Origin of the sequence: Leptolyngbya subtilissima AS-A7, from assembly GCF_039962255.1 — a bacterium.
Classification (GTDB): Bacteria; Cyanobacteriota; Cyanobacteriia; order Phormidesmidales; family Phormidesmidaceae; genus Nodosilinea.
In genome coordinates, this window is record NZ_JAMPKY010000010.1 from 184,517 (window position 1) to 202,019 (window position 17,503).

General features: G+C 54.1%; 16 protein-coding genes. 10 read left to right on the plus strand and 6 right to left on the minus strand.

Features of this window, described 5'->3' with window-relative positions:
• Nucleotides 1–193: 193 nt before the first annotated feature.
• A complete protein-coding gene (locus NC979_RS20720) occupies nt 194–2,173 on the plus strand; it encodes an acetate--CoA ligase family protein (protein WP_190521256.1) in 1,980 nt (659 codons plus the stop codon).
• 321 nt (nt 2,174–2,494) lie between these two features.
• Here NC979_RS20720 and NC979_RS20725 read toward each other — a convergent pair whose 3' ends face one another.
• Complete coding sequence (locus NC979_RS20725) at nt 2,495–3,607, minus strand: alpha/beta fold hydrolase (protein WP_190521259.1); 1,113 nt, start codon at nt 3,605–3,607, stop codon at nt 2,495–2,497.
• 688 nt (nt 3,608–4,295) lie between these two features.
• Between NC979_RS20725 and NC979_RS20730 the strand changes: the two genes are divergently transcribed.
• The 7 genes from NC979_RS20730 (at nt 4,296) to NC979_RS20760 (ending at nt 10,204) form a co-directional block, all read left to right on the plus strand.
• Nucleotides 4,296–4,637, plus strand: coding sequence for a cupin domain-containing protein (locus tag NC979_RS20730; RefSeq protein ID WP_190521261.1), 342 nt, complete (start codon nt 4,296–4,298; stop codon nt 4,635–4,637).
• A 172-nt stretch (nt 4,638–4,809) separates the two neighbouring features.
• On the plus strand, nt 4,810–5,745 hold the full coding sequence (locus NC979_RS20735) for a phosphate/phosphite/phosphonate ABC transporter substrate-binding protein (protein ID WP_199308923.1): 936 nt from the start codon (nt 4,810–4,812) through the stop codon (nt 5,743–5,745).
• Nucleotides 5,745–6,587 (plus strand): phosphonate ABC transporter, permease protein PhnE, encoded by an 843-nt coding sequence (phnE, locus tag NC979_RS20740; protein ID WP_190521263.1) that lies wholly within the window; start codon nt 5,745–5,747, stop codon nt 6,585–6,587. The genes NC979_RS20735 and phnE overlap by 1 nt, the downstream gene beginning before the upstream one ends.
• Before the next feature lie 4 nt (nt 6,588–6,591).
• Nucleotides 6,592–7,326, plus strand: coding sequence for a phosphonate ABC transporter ATP-binding protein (gene phnC, locus NC979_RS20745; RefSeq protein ID WP_190521265.1), 735 nt, complete (start codon nt 6,592–6,594; stop codon nt 7,324–7,326).
• Nucleotides 7,327–7,436: 110 nt separating this feature from the next.
• Nucleotides 7,437–8,402, plus strand: coding sequence for an aldose epimerase family protein (locus NC979_RS20750; protein ID WP_190521267.1), 966 nt, complete (start codon nt 7,437–7,439; stop codon nt 8,400–8,402).
• Between the two features lie 66 nt (nt 8,403–8,468).
• A complete protein-coding gene (locus tag NC979_RS20755) occupies nt 8,469–8,750 on the plus strand; it encodes a hypothetical protein (RefSeq protein WP_190521269.1) in 282 nt (93 codons plus the stop codon).
• Nucleotides 8,751–9,136: 386 nt separating this feature from the next.
• Nucleotides 9,137–10,204: a hypothetical protein gene (locus NC979_RS20760; protein ID WP_190521271.1), complete on the plus strand. Its 1,068-nt coding sequence runs from the start codon at nt 9,137–9,139 to the stop codon at nt 10,202–10,204.
• A 218-nt stretch (nt 10,205–10,422) separates the two neighbouring features.
• Here NC979_RS20760 and NC979_RS20765 read toward each other — a convergent pair whose 3' ends face one another.
• From NC979_RS20765 to NC979_RS20780, 4 genes are all read right to left on the minus strand, one after another.
• On the minus strand, nt 10,423–11,493 hold the full coding sequence (locus tag NC979_RS20765) for a 3-deoxy-7-phosphoheptulonate synthase (RefSeq protein WP_190521273.1): 1,071 nt from the start codon (nt 11,491–11,493) through the stop codon (nt 10,423–10,425).
• A gap of 100 nt (nt 11,494–11,593) precedes the next feature.
• Nucleotides 11,594–12,079 carry a GNAT family N-acetyltransferase gene (locus tag NC979_RS20770; RefSeq protein ID WP_190521275.1) on the minus strand — a complete coding sequence of 162 codons (486 nt, stop codon included), beginning with the start codon at nt 12,077–12,079 and terminating at the stop codon, nt 11,594–11,596.
• Between the two features lie 364 nt (nt 12,080–12,443).
• A complete protein-coding gene (locus NC979_RS20775) occupies nt 12,444–13,052 on the minus strand; it encodes a CPBP family intramembrane glutamic endopeptidase (protein ID WP_190521278.1) in 609 nt (202 codons plus the stop codon).
• Nucleotides 13,053–13,264: 212 nt separating this feature from the next.
• On the minus strand, nt 13,265–15,436 hold the full coding sequence (locus tag NC979_RS20780) for a PAS domain-containing sensor histidine kinase (RefSeq protein WP_190521280.1): 2,172 nt from the start codon (nt 15,434–15,436) through the stop codon (nt 13,265–13,267).
• 217 nt (nt 15,437–15,653) lie between these two features.
• On the opposite strand from NC979_RS20780, the gene NC979_RS20785 reads away from it, so the two are divergent.
• Entirely contained in the window at nt 15,654–16,370 is a 717-nt protein-coding gene (locus NC979_RS20785; RefSeq protein ID WP_190521282.1) for a response regulator, read from the plus strand.
• A gap of 115 nt (nt 16,371–16,485) precedes the next feature.
• Nucleotides 16,486–16,881: a Na-translocating system protein MpsC family protein gene (locus NC979_RS20790; protein WP_190521284.1), complete on the plus strand. Its 396-nt coding sequence runs from the start codon at nt 16,486–16,488 to the stop codon at nt 16,879–16,881.
• A gap of 12 nt (nt 16,882–16,893) precedes the next feature.
• On the opposite strand, the gene NC979_RS20795 is transcribed toward NC979_RS20790, so the two are convergent.
• A complete protein-coding gene (locus tag NC979_RS20795) occupies nt 16,894–17,322 on the minus strand; it encodes a response regulator (protein ID WP_313887248.1) in 429 nt (142 codons plus the stop codon).
• Between the last annotated feature and the right edge of the window lie 181 nt (nt 17,323–17,503).

Here is a 17,503-nt window from a genome sequence, read left to right on the forward strand (position 1 = left end):
CGCAATGAAGCTGACACAGCGGTGAAGCACGTCGAAGTCGCAGTAAAGCTTACGGACCTTGCGAGAAAGCGTAATGGGGCTGCAATGAAGCACACTGGCGCGGCGGTGCAACGCAATCAGAGGGCAATTTGCCAACTACACGCCGCAGTATCTCAAATTGAAGGTGCCATATAGCAATATCTAAAGTTTTCTCATGCCTGCGGTACAGGTCGTGGCAAGGAATCTCTGCCTAGAATGGGGCGTATTTGCTTTGGAGGAGCAGGTGATTCTCGATCAACTTCCAGTATCCCGCGTGAACGCTCGCAGCACCGATGCTTTTGATATTCACAACAGTCGGTTTTGTGAGGGCAGCAATCCTTACCTCAATACAGCGGCGTTCGTTTTCGACTTTGCCCTCTCTGGAAACAGCGATCCGTTGCCATTGGAGGTTTATATCGATGCGGTAGGCGATCGCTACCCTCACCTCAAAGAGCACACCTACGACTCCTTTGCCCACCTCTTTGCCCAGGTGTCCGCCGAGGTTAACCGACTCGACATCGGACTATACCTGCACCGCTGGAGCGTGACCCACCGGGGCGATCGCTGCTGCATTGCGATCGAAGCTCTCCACGGTCGCACGACGCGATCGGTTGTCTACGCCGTGTGGGACTGGTTTGAGGCCATCACCCAAGACCACCAGTTCTATATCGAAGACCAGGTTGAAGTCTTTCAAAGACTGTTTCGGCAGTCGGTCTACGGCGGTCCCACCGTGTATGCGCTGCTGCGTACCGCCCATGACAAGGGAATTCCCGCATTTTATCTGTGGGATGAAGGACTAATGCAGTACGGCTACGGCAAAAAGTTGGTGCGCGGCGTAGCGACTACCTTTGATACCGATAGCCACTTAGACTCAGACTTCACGACCCGCAAAGACGACTGCAAAGCCTTTCTCAGCACTCTGGGTTTTCCAGTGCCCAACGGAGAAATTGTTGCGACCCGTAAGGAGGCGTTAGCCGCCGCCGACCGAGTTGGCTATCCGATTGCGGTGAAGCCGGTGACGGGGCACAAGGGGGAAGGGGTAACCGCAGACGTGCGCGACGACGAGGAGCTAGAAGTCGCTTTCGATCGCGCCGTCGAGGCCATTCCTGAAGACCAGCCGGTAGAGGTCATTGTCGAGAAGAGTATCGCGGGCTCCGATTTTCGGATCTTGTGTGTCAACGGTCGCTTTGTGGCTGCCATGGAGCGCCGCCCCGCTTCCGTTACCGGCGACGGCGAATCCACCATCAGTGAACTGATTCGCGACGCTAATAGAGCTGCTAACCGCAGCGACACCCCCATGTCTCCGCTGGGCAAGATCAAGGCCGATGGTGCCATGGAAATGTACCTGGCTGAGCAGGGGTTTAATCTGGAAAGCGTTCTAGAAGCCGATCGAACCGTTTATTTGAGAAAGGTAGCGAACCTTTCTGCCGGGGGGGTCAGCATCGACGCCACGCCCACCATTCACCCTGACAACGTGATTTTGGCCCAGGACATTGCTCAACACTTTCGGTTGACCTGTTTGGGCATTGACGTGATTACCCGTGACCTATCGCGATCGTGGAAGGACGGGAATTTCGGCATTCTTGAGATCAACTCTGCGCCAGGGATTTCGATGCACCTCAACCCCTCTGTGGGCGATCGCGTCGATGTCACTTCCCCCATTCTGGAAACCTTCTTTCCCGAAGACACCAAAATCCGCATTCCCATCATCACGTTTAATCGGGTTTCAATGCGCGATTTGCAAGAGCTGATTGACCATCTTCTCTTGCAATATCCCAACTGGGTAATCGGTGCGGTGTGTCGAGAAGGTGTGCTCATCAACCGTTCTGAAAAGGCCTTGAGCCCCAACTACAACGTCAATGTGCGCAACCTGCTGCGCAACCCTAGGCTCGACATGCTGATTGCAGAATATCGAGGCGATATCTTTGAGCAGGACGGTATGTTCTACTCGGGCAGCGATATGGTCGTTTTAGACAATCCCACCGAAACCGAGACTCTGCTGACCCGCGACGTCTTACCCCATTCAACCATTGTGGTACGCGAGGGCAACAATGTCTCGATTCGCCGCGAGGGGCTGATTGAGCAATACCGTTTGGGCGGATCAGAGCCCTTTAGCCGCGTTTATTTAAAGGAAACTGGGACAATTTTGGCCTAACGGTAATCTGTATAACCCCTAGTTTGTAGGGGCATTGCACTGCAATGCCCCTACAGGGTGTCAGTTTTGAATCAAGGTTCTGTATGTGGGATTCAGTATTAGTTTTAATTCAACCTAGTAGTTTGCCAAGCCGAAGGAGACAAAGGAGGGTATAAAGTTCTAGGTTTATGGCCTATCTTGAACCTTATAACCCTAAACCTTTGTTGGCAGAGCTCATTAGAGTTCAACTTAGCTAAGTACTAAGAGCATTGGCAACCCTAGAAAGCTACAGCCCTTTCTGGCGACTTAAACGCGTCCGAGTGCAGCATAATAATTATGCTGTTAGGTTTGTTTTGATTTCAAGCAAGCAATACTAAACGCCCGAACAATATCTGAAAACTGTTGATTGCGTTCCATTAGCGCCATGTGCCCTCCTGGCGACAGCATGCTCAATTCCGATTGAGGTACTTCCGCACTCATATGTTTGCTAGCGAAAGGTCGTGTAGCAATATCGGACTTGCCAACAACAACAAGCGTGGGAACAGAAATTTTAGGCAACGTTGCTGTCTCATTAAACTTAAACATCGCTAGAACTCCTCGGACCAAAACTCCTGGTGATGACTTAATACCAATTAAACTAGAAAAATTAAGCTGTCCACGAGTCTCTGTACCTGTAAAGCCAGATATTTTAGTTGTGAGCAACACTGAACCGTTCAAATAGCTTAACCAGCTAGTGAGCCATAGCAGAGGGGAGAACGCGATCGCCAGGTGTAGCAACGGCTCTAGCAGAGGTTTTTGCAGCGCCATTAGCAGTTTGCTGAAAGTAGTGGTTTTAAGCGGATTAGTATAGGTGCTATCGACAAGAATTAAGCCGGCAACTTGCTGCTCTAAGCGTTCTGGAAACAGGCGACTAAAAGTCAGCAGGATCATACCCCCCATGCTGTGCCCTACTAAAATGGCCGGCTGATCGTTTACTAGAGCTAGCACTGCCTCTAAGTCGCGGGCATACTTCTCTAGGGAATAGTCTCGGTTTTTCGGCTTTTGGGATTTTCCTAAACCCGGTAGATCCCAAACAACCACGCGAAACTGATCGGTGAGCTGTTTTTTGGCGTAATACCAAGCTGTGCTGTCGGGTCCCCAACCGTGGGTCAGAATCAGGGTCGGAGCGCGATCGGGCCCGTAAAACTCGACTTCAATTTCGCTACCATCTGGTCGAGCTAAACGTTGCACTCGTTTGCTGCGCAGCGGTGTAGGTTCATCCTTTCCAGGACGGTGCATTAGCAGAAGGGGCAGAAATCCTAGAAATGACCACAGTAATAGTCCTATGCTCAAATATAGCCAGCGATCGCTGACCAAATTCCCTTCGTACCACTGATAGAGAATGTAAGATCCACCTCCAAGAATGGCAACTACTCCCAGATTAGACAGCAAACGCAACAAAAAATCGAGGGGCATGAACATGACAGAGTTCAACCTTCTGAGGTAACGTGTATGAGATTAAGTGAAGATCTAACCAGGCACAAGACTCCGAGGTTAGAAATGAAGCTTTTTGGGATTGAGCACTAATCAGATTTCAGGCTCAAAGTTGAAAAAGTCTCGTATTCAACATGTTTATGACTTCATTCTGGTTTATGGCAAGCTATAGGATGGGCATGAACCAAGAAAGTCAAGTTTGGCTCAAGTGAAAGACATTTATACCCACCGCCCTACTATTTCGATAACAACATAGCTGTCTAGATAATTCAAACAAAACGGAAAATTTTCTCACTGCAAAAACCCTTATTGGCTATGACTTCTTTAACCCTATTCGACTATAGTTATCCGAGAGAATAAAAATGCCTCTATTCACCGAAAGAGGCCAATTTAGTAATACTGATTAGGTGGCACAGAACACTTTATCTGCACGTGTCTAAAGAAGACTGGAACAGACTTGGCTTAACGGTGAAGTCGCCCAGCAGCCAAAACCAGGCTCCATCATTAGAAAGATGCTGCCTTACTTTAAGTTTCTTAGAATGCGGTTGCAAAGAATTTAGCCAGGTATTGCCAGGGTTGCCTAGCAGCGCACAACCCGCGCCAACGCTGTGGCCTTGGCTCATGTATGCCTACTTGCTGAATCTAGCTGAAACCGCTAAGGCATAAAATTATGAGCGATACAACCGTTATCAAAGTCACCTCTGAAGCGGCACCGATTGGTGCCATGGGGCAAAAGCATCTGGCCCTTAGCAAAAAATTGGCCATGCGGCTGTGGGAAAATGAGCAGCCCGACGACGCCAAGCCCGAGACCCAGCGCCCCTACGAGGCGATCGGCTACGTGATCAGCGGGCGGGCTGAGCTACATCTCGAAGGTCAGACGGTGGTGTTAGAACCTGGCAACTCTTGGGTTGTCCCCGAAGGTGCGTCTCACACTTACAAAATTTTGGAACCCTTCACCGCTGTTGAGGTGACTACGCCCCCGGCTGTGGTGCACGGTCGCGATCAGGCTTAATGCTGGTTGCCCAAGGTGTTGCCACTGAAGTCGATGGCTAGTTCCTGACCCTTTTGGGGCTAAGGGGACATTATGATGCGTCTAACTTACTCATTTTCTTTTGATTAAAAGCAGCCAGTGAGGCGATTTAATAGTCTCTAGCAAGCTAAAAATGCCCCCAAAGAAGATGTGTATGAATAGACTTCGCCTCAAAGGCTGGCTGAGCGCTTGGCTAATCGGATTGCTGGCTCTGGTCGTTGTAGTCGCCTGTGCACCCCAATCTGACAATCAAACTACTACTGATTCAGCCGCTCCTGAGGCGACGCTGACAGAACTCAAGTTTGGTGTCGGCCCCTACTTCCCAACCCCAAATGAGAACCGCAAGCAGTTTGAGCCGCTGTTTGAGGAAGTGGCCGGGCAGCTAGATTTACCCGCCGATGTGACTGTGGCCGACGACTGGATTGGCATTTCTGAGGCGCTGCGATCGGGCACCTTGGACGTCGCTTGGCTGGGGCCTTGGGGCTATGTACTGGCCCACCACAACGAGCCTGCCCTGGAGGCGATCGCAACCGTCAAATACAAAGACAAACCGACCTACTACTCGGTACTGATGGCTAAAGCCGACGCGCCCTTTGACACGCTCGAAGAGGCCATTGAGCTCAGTCAGCAGGGGCAAAAGCTCAAGCTCAGTCTGGCCGATGTGGGTTCAACCTCGGGCTGGCTGATTCCCCAAGCGGAGTTTAAGCGGCGGGGGCTGGATCCTGAAACGGTATTTGAATATAGCGAAGGGGCTAGCCATGCCGCTCAGGCGATCGCCGTGCTGAGCGACCAGACCGATATTGCCTCTGACTACGATCGCAACTTGGACGTGCTGACTGAGCAGGGCAAGATCGACAAAAGCCAGCTCAAGATCATCTGGCAATCAGAGCCGCTACCCAATGACCCCATTGTGGTGCGGGGCGACTTCCCTACCGAGCTAAAGACTAGGCTGCAAGATGCGCTGGTTAACCTCACCCCAGAGCAGACCCAAACCTTGTTGCCCAAAAACTATACCGGTTTTGAGGTCTCAGACGGCAGCAACTACAGCCCGATTGAGGCGGCTGGCAAATCTGTTGGCAAGCTGGAGTGATGGAGCCACCCTCCAATAACGGCAATAGCCCTGGTACCGATTTTGACGCGCTCTTGCAGCGCGAGTGGCAGCGGCAGGGTGGACTGTGGCGCATGCTTCAGCAGGGCTTTTGGGGAGTACTGGCGGTGGCGGTTGTCATCGCTAGTGCCCACGGAGCCGAGGTCGATCCGCAGCAGTTTTGGGCGCGGCTGCCTCAGCTGGGCGAATGGCTGGTACGGCTGTTTCCACCCGATTTCTCAGAGCTGCCCAGCTTCTTAGGGGCAATTTGGGAGACGCTGGCGATCGCCATTGTCGGCACGGGCGCGGCCATAGTCGCGGCCGTGCCTCTGGCCGTGATGGTGGCCCGCAACGTCACCCCGTTTAGGCTGCTGTCGCTGCCGTTGCGGAGCCTACTCAACCTGCTGCGGGGCATTGACACGGCCATTTTTGCCCTGTTCTTTGTCTCAATTGTGGGCCTTGGTCCCTTCGCCGGGGCACTGGGGGTAGCACTGCACACCACCGGGTCGATGGCCAAGCTCTATGCCGAGGTGTTAGAGACCCTACCGCCCGAGCCCATCGAAGCGGTAGAGGCGACGGGGTGCGATCGCATTCGCACCTTTACCTTTGCTGTACTGCCCGAAGCCTTACCAGGGCTGATCGGCATCACCCTCTATCTGTGGGAGTTCAACGTGCGATCGTCGGTGATTTTAGGGATTGTAGGTGCGGGCGGTATTGGTTACGAGCTGCTGGTCAGCCTAAAGCTGCTAGATTTTCCGCGGCTCTGCACTATTTTGCTGCTGATTTTGGCCATGGTCACGCTGATTGATGCTCTAAGTGCCCGGCTGCGGCAGCGGTTAGGATGAAACCATGCTGAGCATTGAACACCTTTCTAAGGTTTACGACCGCAACCGCACTGCCCTCGACGACGTTAGCTTTCAAATTGAGCCACACACCTTCACCGCCATTTTGGGACCGAGCGGGGCGGGCAAATCGACGTTGATGCGCTGCATCCTACAGCTGATCAAGCCGACGGAGGGCCAGGTCTACTTTCAGGGCCAGAACCTAACCACTTGCTCTGCCCGTGAACTGCGGCAAGCTCGGACCCAAATGGCCACCATTGCCCAGCAGTTCAACCTGGTGCGACGCCGCACAGCGCTGGAAAATTGCCTGGGCGGACGCCTACAGGATCTCTCCCTCTGGCGCTGTTGGCTCAACCAGTTTCCGCCAGAATTGCTGCGGGAGGGAATGGCGGCTTTAGAGCGGGTGCAGCTCTTGGATGTGGCCTTTCAACGGGCAGATCGGCTCTCGGGCGGACAGCAGCAGCGGGTGGCGATCGCGCGTGCCCTCACCCAGCGGGCCAGCCTGATTTTGGCCGATGAGCCGGTGGCTAGCCTAGACCCCGAAACGGCTCACACGGTTCTGGGGCTGCTGCGATCGCTCTGCCGCAACGAAGGCCTGACCGTGGTGTGCAACCTGCATCAGGTCGATCTGGCGCTGAAATATGGCGATCGCATCCTCGGCATCCAGGCAGGGAAATTAGTGCTCGATCGCCCCACCAGCCAGGTCAGTGCAACCAGCCTAGATTTGATCTACAAGTCCTAAACGGGCGCCCTCTGCTGAACAATGCAAAATCTCTCTTTGGATGCAGTAAACAGCTGGGGACTGCCCTGTAGCCTTTAGGGGCAGCAAGTCAATAAGGACTCAGTGTAGGAATGGCACTGGAAACGGTAGAGCAAGCTCAGGTTCTAATCCTAGAAAATTCTCACATTAAGCTAACGATTCGCCCTGACCTAGGGGGACGGATCGACCAGCTAGAAGACCTGCAAACAGGGCATGCCTGGCTCTGGCACCCAGCTGGCTACGCGCCTGAAACAACGCGATCGCTAGCCGTTGGGGCTTCTTTTGACGATGAGTGGACAGGCGGCTGGGATGAGGTGTTCCCTAACGATGCCGCTGGAGAGTTTCAGGGACGAAATTTGGCTGACCACGGCGAGCTGTGGTCGCAGCAATGGGAAATTTTGGACAGCTCACCCCTCAGCCTCAAGCTGGAATACCAGTGCCAAACCGTGCCCGTGCGGGTCGAAAAAACGATTCAGCTCGATGCCGAGAAGCCAGAGGCCAGACTGATTTACTCGTTTCAAAATCAGTCTGAGGCAGAAATTCCGTTTTTGTTTAAGCACCATGCTGCGATCGCGATCGAAGCTGGCGATGAGATATTACTGCCCGACTGCTGGGTCGAACCGGCGTTTTTAGAGTTCAGCAAAATCATTGGTCAGCCGGGCAAAACGCGCTTTCCTCATGCGATCGGTGCCAACGGCGAAGCGGTTGATCTGCGGGTTATGCCGCCGCCCTCGTCGCAGCTGCAAGAGTTTTACTATACGTCTGAGCTAGCGCAAGGGTTTTGCGGCATTCGTCATCAGCGCAGCCAGTCGTCTTTGCTGATGACCTTTGATCAAGCCGACTTTCCCTATGTGTGGATGTTTCAGAGCTATGGCGGGTGGCAAGGCCACTATGTGGTTGTGGTAGAACCCTGCACAACTCTACCCTCTGATCTAGAAGAGGCCTGCCGCAACGGCACAGCGGCGGTGCTAAAACCCCAGGAGAACCAGCGCCGCAGTCTCACGGTGCAGCTACAGCGCGAGCAGGGGCATGAACCCGAGAGCCTAAAACTGAAATAATGCCCCTGCTATAGTTTGCGGCTTGCGGCCGTTTCATCACCGGCTTCATTGCCCGGAGGTTCCCAGATGCCCCTACCTGTCATTATCAACAGCTTGGTATGTGTGGTAGCAACCGTGCTTGGTGCTCTGTTTGCCGTGGCAAGCATTATTAGCGTTGCAAATATGAAGGTGCCCTGGGTCGACTTACTTCTGGTCGCCGCGCTATTGGTTCCCGTCATGTTTGTCGTCTCTGGGGTCGGAGTGGCAATAGCGTATGGCCGGTCGCCGCAACCAATCATCTTCGGCTTAGTTGCGCTGCCGTGGCTCTACGGCACAGGCTTTGTGCTGCTGATGCTCAAATCTTTTTAGGGTTATGCCCCCGCTGGCGTTTGGTTGCCAACTCAGAGACCGTTTATTCCGTCAGCTAACCAGTCTTTTGCAGTATAAATAGAGCCACAGTTCCTAAGCCCCAACAGGTTCGCTTATCCTGAACGGTTCACAGCTTTAAAGATTGAATGAAGTAGCCCATTCCAGTCCGATTGCTTGAAACTTCTAGGTTGTGGGGAACATCTATCTAAGCAGACCTAATTATTCGTAGGTGTGTCATCGCTACTGGTGATAAACCGAAGCTGACTCTAGCAGTGTGTGGGTTAGCTTCGGCTGGTATTGATCACTGCCGCAACACATCCTTCACCATCGTTTAATTAAGGCTTTTTACCTATACAAGCAGCCAAACTTCTAGGGAATCAAGAGCAATGCGTAGAGCGGCATTATTTCTATCAAGATTTTTAGCCAGTTTATGGGTAGCACTAGCCGGTGCTTTTCTATTTTTACTTCTGTCTAATGCTCCAAGTGTGCCTAGCACCACACCTTTTGCCAGCGCAGCCATCAGAGGCGAAGATAGCGCTGTCGTTCACTTGCCTAATAAGAGTTTTACCTGCACAGAAACAGAACAGCAATTTCAGTGCCAAACAAAAATTCAAAATCGTTCGCTAGACCTTAGCCTGACCAAAGGAAACGACGATCAATACTACTTTAGTGATTGTCGTGCTTTATATGATGGGCGATCGGTTAACTGTCAAAGAACAGGGCAAACCTATGCCCCTATATTGTCCGATATCTATGAGATTACCGACTTAGGATTAAGCTCTCAGCAACTACAGGCTGTCAAGCAAGACTATTGGGGAATCAATGCTCTCATGCAGTTGGGTGAACTGCGTATCATGTGGATTAGCGCAGCACTGTCTATTGGAGCAGGTATTGTTGCTGCGTTTTCGACCTGGGTGAAACCCGGAAGATTGAGCAAGGCTTTCACAAGTCTTGCCTGTGGATTTGGTGTGTATCACTTAGTTTGGGGTTTCCTCGGTCGTGTGCAATACGACTTGGTAACACCGTACGGGTTTACGCCTAACACTTGGGATTGGGTCGTCAATGGAGGAGCGATCGCTTTGGGTGCCGGAACAGCTCTGGCCACCGCCTTTCTACTTTGGCAAAGGTTGAATCAATTCACCAGGATTCTAATCAGTATTAGTATCAGTGCTGGAATTTTTAGTCTTTGCTGGCGGTCTTTGATGTGGAATTCACACCATGTGCTCTCTTTTCTGGGTTTATCAGACAATGCCTTGGTTCAGCAGGGGTATCCACTAATGTGGCTTGCTACAGCCATCTCAATTGTTCTAGCAGTTGCCGCTGCTATTTTGCTTAAGCTGTACACCAATCAATCCATCAAAAAATTTCTCTCCCTGGGCAGCGGCATTGGTTCAGTAGCGCTAACCACAAACTTTTTCCTGTTCGTTCTATTGAGTTTGGGTTACGCAGATTAAGGTATCTGCTCAAACAGCCTAGTAAAGTAAACAAAAGACCTGTGGGTTGCTGAGTACAGGGATGAATCCAAAAATTTGAACCTTTTTTGCAGGGGCGAACGACCATTCGCCCCTGCAAAAATTCGTGCCTCAGTTCAACAATGCCGTTTACGCAGTTGTGGGGGATCGCACGTCGGGCTGGCCAATTAGGGCAATGACCCAACTTATGAATGGTTAGCTTAGCTGAGAGGCGCAGTTTGCAGCGATGGTTCTACTGCGCTAGCCAACTTCCGCAGCATTGCGGCGGTAGTGTCGAAGTCAACACAGGCATCGGTGATGCTCTGGCCGTAGGTGAGCTGCCGCAAATTGTCGGGGATCGATTGACTGCCTGCCTTCAGATGGCTCTCGATCATCACCCCGAGAATGTGGCGCGAGCCGTCGCGGACTTGGGCGGCAATGTCATCCAGCACATTGGTCTGGCGGTTGTGGTCTTTATTGGCGTTGGCGTGGCTGCAATCGACCATCATGCGATGGTTGAGCTTGAGTTTGGCCATTTCTTCAGCGGCTTTGACCACATGGTCGGCGCTAAAGTTGGGACCATCCTTGCCGCCCCGCAGCACCAGATGCCCGTCAGGGTTGCCGGTGGTGGTGACAATGCTGGCTAGACCGCTCTGGTTGATGCCCAAAAAGTGGTGGGGGCGGCTGGCGGCCACCATGGCATTCATCGCGGCTTGCAGACTGCCGTCGGTGCTGTTCTTAAAGCCGATGGGCATCGAAAGGCCCGAAGCCATCTCGCGGTGGGTCTGGCTTTCTGTGGTGCGAGCGCCGATCGCAGTCCAAGCAATCAGGTCGGCAATATACTGCGGCGTCACCGGGTCGAGCAGTTCGGTGGCGGCGGGCAGCCCCAGGTGGGCCAGGTCGAGCAGCAGCTTGCGGGCTAGGCGCAGGCCGGTGTTGATGTCGTAGCTGCCGTCGAGGTGGGGATCGTTGATCAGACCCTTCCAGCCGACGTTGGTGCGAGGTTTCTCGAAGTAAACCCGCATGATGATTTCGAGCTGGCCCGAGAGCTCATGGCGCAGGTTGGCCAGCTTTTGCCCATACTCATAGGCGGCGTCAATGTCGTGCACCGAGCAGGGTCCGACGATGACGAGCAGGCGACGGTCTTCGTTGTAGAGAATGTGGCGAATGCGATCGCGTGCTTCTGCCACTAGCGTTGCCGCCTCTGCCGACATCGGAAACTCGTGGTGCAGCAGCGCAGGGCTGACTAGAGGGCGAGTCTCAACAACGTGAAGATCCTGGGTTTGGTGCATTGAATTTTTGGCCTAATAAATATCGGCTCCACCCCGGAGCCGCCTATAAAATGGTAGCTTACCTTACCCCTCAGAGGAGTTATGGGCCGGGGGCGAGTTCTTAACCAACCGTGATTTCGGTAGGTGCTTCAGCGGGATGGCTGAGGGAAGGCAGCATCTCGATCTCGGCACTGTTGTAGAGCACCATCGTGGTGGAAGCATTTTCTTCAAAGCCAATGCGCTTGTAAAACCCCTGCTGATGGGTCGTCATTAAGTACACTCGCTCGACTCGGCTCATGTGGGGGTGAGCCACCAGAGTTTCAACCAGCCTGCGGCCCAGCCCGCCGCCTTGGTAGTCGGGCGAGATCACCACATCCCAAATGGTGGCTCGAAAGACGCCGTCGGAGGTGGCGCGGGCAAAACCAATCAGCGTGGCGCCATCCCAAGCGGTAACGACGGGGTAGCTGTGGGCGATCGCCGTTTCCATATCCTCCCGCGTGCGATCTTTGGCCCAAAACGCCGCCGCCTGAAACAGCCTTACCAGCTGGTTCAAATCCTCAGTAGAAAACTGATTAGCGTACTTAAACTGAATAGCGCTGCAATCCATCAACAACCTGCTCACATCCCAATCAGGGCTAAGGTTCAGTGGGGTTAGCTTAATCGCAAAAACTACACTGGTTCTGCGCTTAGCTAGCGAAGAACTACTCTGCCAAGGTAGACAATTCACAGCCGAATCAAGCTCTACCGGCTTACATATTTGCGAGAGCAAAGTCGAGGGTGTGCCCAGCGCTATGCTCTTCAGACAGAATAAACAGAATTTTTGGATAACGGTATACCAAAACCCGAATTCTGTTGACATTGCTAGGAAGCCCTGACAACTGCATGCAAGAGGGAGGATAGGGTGTGTGGTGCAGGGTTCAAGGTATAGGGTCTAGGGGTGCTCCCTGAACCTTAGACCCCGAAATTCCAAATCACGCCGTCGTGCTCTGCTGCCGCAGCTTCCACACAACGCTAGAAACCAAATTTGTCACCGTATGGGCCACGATCGGCACTAGCAGGTTGCCCGTTAGCACTGCCCCGATCGCCAGCACCAGACCAATGGCCGTGGCCCACACCACGTAGGTCCACTGCTGCAAACTGCTCAGGTGCAGTACCCCAAAGCTGGCCGCCGACACAACAATGCCCAGGGTATTCATGCCGATCGCGGGCAGCATCACCCCCCGAAACAGCAGTTCTTCACTCAGTCCCGGCAGTAGCCCCAGCCAGATTATGTCGGGCCACTGCAAGGGTTGAAGCACCAGGGTCAGGTAGGTATCCGCGCTTTGGCGGTAGGCGGGCCACAGACGATAGACCACACCGCTAGCTACGGTGATTGCTAACCCCAATCCCACTCCCAGCAGACCATCTGTCCAAGACAGCTGCACCGGCATCAGTTCTGCTGGGTCAAAGTACAGCCAGGCTTTAGAAATCAGCAGCAGCACCACCGCTGTTACGCCCATCGCCACCAGCACCTGCACGCGGGTCAGGGGCTCAAGCTGGGGATCGGGCTGTGGGTCTGGGCTAGAGGGCGGCTGGGTCACAGAGATAACAATGCTGAGGGCATTGTTATCTTAACGAAGCGATCGCAGAAACTCGTTTTAATTGTCGGCGGCAAGACAGGCCGCCTAGAAGAATGCGGGAATCAAGGCAGGGTGAAGCTCGATCGCTGCTTACGAATTTCATTTTGCTGCACATAGGCGATCGCTGAATGGCTTCCTTTCGCTGTCACTAGCGCAGCCCAATCGCTACACGGCTATGAGTTAGGGTCTGCTGGGTCTTCATTGACTTGGGCGGGTGGAGTTTTGATGAAGGGCCAGGTGAAGTAGAATGTTGTGCCTTCGCCCACAGTAGAAGTGAGCCACACGCGACCATTCTCGGCCTCGACGATCTTTTTGACCACCGCCAGGCCGACGCCAGTACTTTCGAAGTCGTCGCGGGCCTTGAGGGTTTGAAAGATGGTGAAAATTTTGTCGTGATATTGAGGGGCAATGCCGGGGCCATCGTCAGCGATCGCAAACTCGAGCCATTGGCCCTGGTCTTGCCAGGTAATGCGCACGGTGCCGCGATTGCCCTCTGGGCAAGCTTCGCTAGCGCAGTGGTGGTGCTTGATAGCATTGTTTATCAAGTTGGCAAACACCTGACCCAGGGCCGTTTTGTGGCTATAGAGGGTAGGTAAATCGGTCGGCACCTCCACTCGAAACTGCTCTGGTGGGTCGAGAGAATCGATCACGTTGTCTAGCAACAAGTTCAGGTCTACGGCTACCATGCTGCGCTGGCGACGGCCCACCCGTGAGTATTCCAGCAGGCCGTTGATTAGGGCTTCCATCCGCTGGACTCGACTGCGCAACAGGTCGAGCTGACGACGGTTTTCGGCCGGGATTTGCCCCTCCAAGTCTTCGCCAATCCAGTCGGCCAAGTTAGAGATCGCCCGCAGCGGTGCCTTCAGATCGTGGGAAGCCACGTAGGCAAACTGGTCAAGCTCGGCGTTGCGCTGTTCTAGCATGGCGGTGGTGTGGGCCAGCATCAGGTTAGTGTTGGCCATCTCGTCAGCCCGGTGCAGGAGCTCTTCTTGGGCTGCTTTGCGGTCTTCAATATCTTCGACGATGGCAATGAATGCTAAGGGGCGGTCGGCCTCGTCGCTTTCGACCGACGCGGTGACCAGCGTCCAGAGGGGAGTACCATCCTTGCGGAGGTAGCGTTTCTCAAACTGGCAGGGGGTGTGCTCGGTGAGCAGCTGGTGGTAATAATACTCATCTTGCTGGCGATCGGCCTCATAGGTAATTGATTGAAAGGAGCGATTGATCAACTCCTCAGACCGATAGCCCAAAATATCGCAGAACTTTTGGTTCACCTGAATCCAGTGCCCTTGCCAGTCAAGGCGGGCCATGCCCACTGCCGCCTGCTCAAAAACAGCCCGAAACCGCCGTTCACTGGCCTGCAAATCTAGCTCCGCCTGCTTAGCGACGGTGATATCTTGCACTACGCCTACCATGCGCTGGGCGCGCCCATCTTTAACCGCTACCACTCGACCATAGACGCTGATCCAGTGCCAGGTGTCGTCGGGCCACTGCTTGCGGTACTGCCCCACAAACTCGGTTTGGGTGGCGATCGCGTCATTCACCAACGCCTGGATCTCCGGTAAATCCTGCGGGTGCACCCGCTCAGCCCAAACCTCAGCAGTGTGGGAAACGGTGCCGGGCTCAAAGCCCATAATTTGCTCAGTGCGCGGCGACCAAACTTGAGTGTTGGTGTCGAGCTGCCAATCCCAAGATCCCATCTGGGCGGCACTTAGGGCTAGATTGAGGCGCTCCGCCGTCTCTTGCAAATCGGTAGTGGTGCTTTGCAGGGTAACGCGGGCTTGGCGCTCTTGCTCGAGCAGCGTTTCGATCTGCTGCTTCGCCTCTTCGAGCTGGGCGGTGCGGCGCTGCACCCGGTCTTCTAGGGTCTGGTTGAGCTGGCGCACTTCTTGCTCGGCTGTGCGCAGGCCGGCTTCGGCCTGCTTGCGATCGCTAATTTCATCCTGCAGCGCCCGGTTCATATCCATCAGCTGCGTGGCGTTGGGCAGGGCCAGGGCCGACGGCAGCCGAGGCACCAACTCCATCGCCGTGGCCAGCGACACCAGTGCCGTCAGCGCCTTCATCGTCCCCGACACCCAGTAGGTGGGAAACCACAGCGTCCATACCGCGAGCAGGTGGGTAGCACCGCAGGCCGCAATAAAGGTCGCAAACAGCCAAAACAATGGCCTAAAGGGAACGTCGGGCCGCCGCTTTACAAAATAAACCAGGGCTCCCGCAATCATCCAGTACGACAGCGCAATTAGCGCGTCTGACAGCAGGTGCAGCCACACCAGGCCAGGCTGCCACAGATAGCAGTGCCCGTGGGGAATGTAGGGCCCCGATAGCAAAGACCGCCAGTACTCGTCCATGGCTCTATCCCTATCGTGAGAAGTATTGATTTCGCAGGTGATTTTGACCCATAGCCCTTTGATAGAGCAAAGTCTGTCTAGGGATATAGTCCCTGCCTAACCGAGGTCTGCCCAAGGGTATGTGCTGATGCCCTATAGTTAGTCCATAATCATGGCACCCTGGGCGATGACGAGCCGCCCACAACCGTTTCTAATGCCTCGTTTAGGAGGCCATCTAATGACAGACATCCGCATTGTACTCATTGAAGACCACGACCTTACTCGACTAGGCCTCAAGGCAGCCCTGCAGCGGGTGCCTGACATGACGGTTGTGGGTGAAGCCGCCAACGGTGCTCGCGGGTTGAGCCTGCTTGAGACCGAGCGCCCTGACATCGCCATCGTCGATATTGGCCTACCCGACATCGACGGCATTGAGCTAGTAGAGCGCCTGCGCCAGAACCAAAGCGGCCTTGAGGGCAACCCCACCCGTGTGCTGATGCTCACTATGCACGATAGCGAAGCCGCAGTCATGGCTGCCTTTGCCGCCGGCGCTGACTCCTACTGTATGAAGCAGACCGAGCTTGACGACCTAATCGTGGCGGTGCGTGAGACCCACGAGGGGAATTCCTGGATTGACCCTGCTGTGGCAAGTGTGGTGCTACGCCAGGTGCGCAAAACCCCCGCAGGGGCCATGGCCATCGGCAACCGCACTGTCTCTATTGAGGCGATCGAGCCTGAATTTGAGCAAATTTTAGAATCCTACCCGCTGACTGAGCGTGAGCTAGAAATTCTAGAGCTGATTGTGGGTGGGTGCAGCAATGCTGAGATTGCTGAGCGTTCCTACATCACCGTTGGCACGGTCAAGACCCACGTGCGCAGCATTCTCAACAAGTTAGGAGTAGACGATCGCACTAAGGCGGCCGTGCGCGCTTTGCGATCGGGGCTTGTAACCTAGGTAGCGCCCCTAGGTATGCCCGGTGCCAAGCAAATGAGCCCTGCTTCAAGAGTTTCACAGTTGGCTATACCCTTGAAGCAGGGCCTATAGTCGACCGTCAACTTTAAAGCGTTCTATGGACACCACTCCTTCAACTTTGCTGCCAACGGCCGGTCAGATTCAGCGTCACTTAACTCAGCAATTCCAGCGGCTCTATCGCGAACAGCTCAACCATGCCATCGGCAAAATCACCTGCCAACTAATCGATGACAAGTTGCTGCTGGTGTTCGAAGATTCCGTGACTAAGCCTGAACAGCTGCTGGTTGAAACCGGAGATACAGCCCTCGCTGAACAGGTGCGGGCTGACCTATCGATGGCCCTGCGCCCTCAGATCATTGAAATCACCGAGCAGGCTCTCGAGCGCGAAGTGGTCGACATTATGACCGATGCGACCCTGGAGACAGGGCGCACCGGCATTGTCATCATCTTGTCTGGCCCGCCAGAGATTCGCCCTGCCGCTAAGGCATCTTAGCCTTGGCCCTGCTCAGCCAACGGGCTGTCCTAGACCGATGAAGCGACCGACGAGCTGTTCAACAGATTTCACCAAAAAGGGTTTGCTGATGTAGTCGTCGAACCCAGCCGCTAAGATCTTGTGTCGGTTATCGCTACCCGCTAGGGCAGTCACGGCGACCACCGGAATGTTTTGGGTATTGTCGTCGGCTCGCAGCTGACGCAGTAAGCTGTAGCCATCTACCTCAGGCAGATGGATGTCGGACAATATCAGGGTGGGATGATGTTGCTGAGCCGCTGCCAAAGCGGCAAACCCATCGGCGACAAAACAGGCTTGGCACGAGAGCTGCTCTAGTATGTAGGCCATTAGCGTGAGGCTATCGTCGTCGTCATCGACAACTAGCACCAGGGGTACTTGAGACTGCACAGGGTTTGACACGGGAGCTGTTGTTTGCAAAACCACAGGACTATCTCCTTGTTGGGGCCTAAGGGTGCAGGCTAGTCGACACTAGAAGCTGCTAGAGAGGCATTCCGCCCGTGGTCAACAGAGCACGTAAGGGATTGGCTTTGTGAGGATTTTGAGGTCTGCCCAAAACTCTAGCCTACAAAAGCTGGAGGCAAGGTGTAACAGAGCCGCGAAAAAC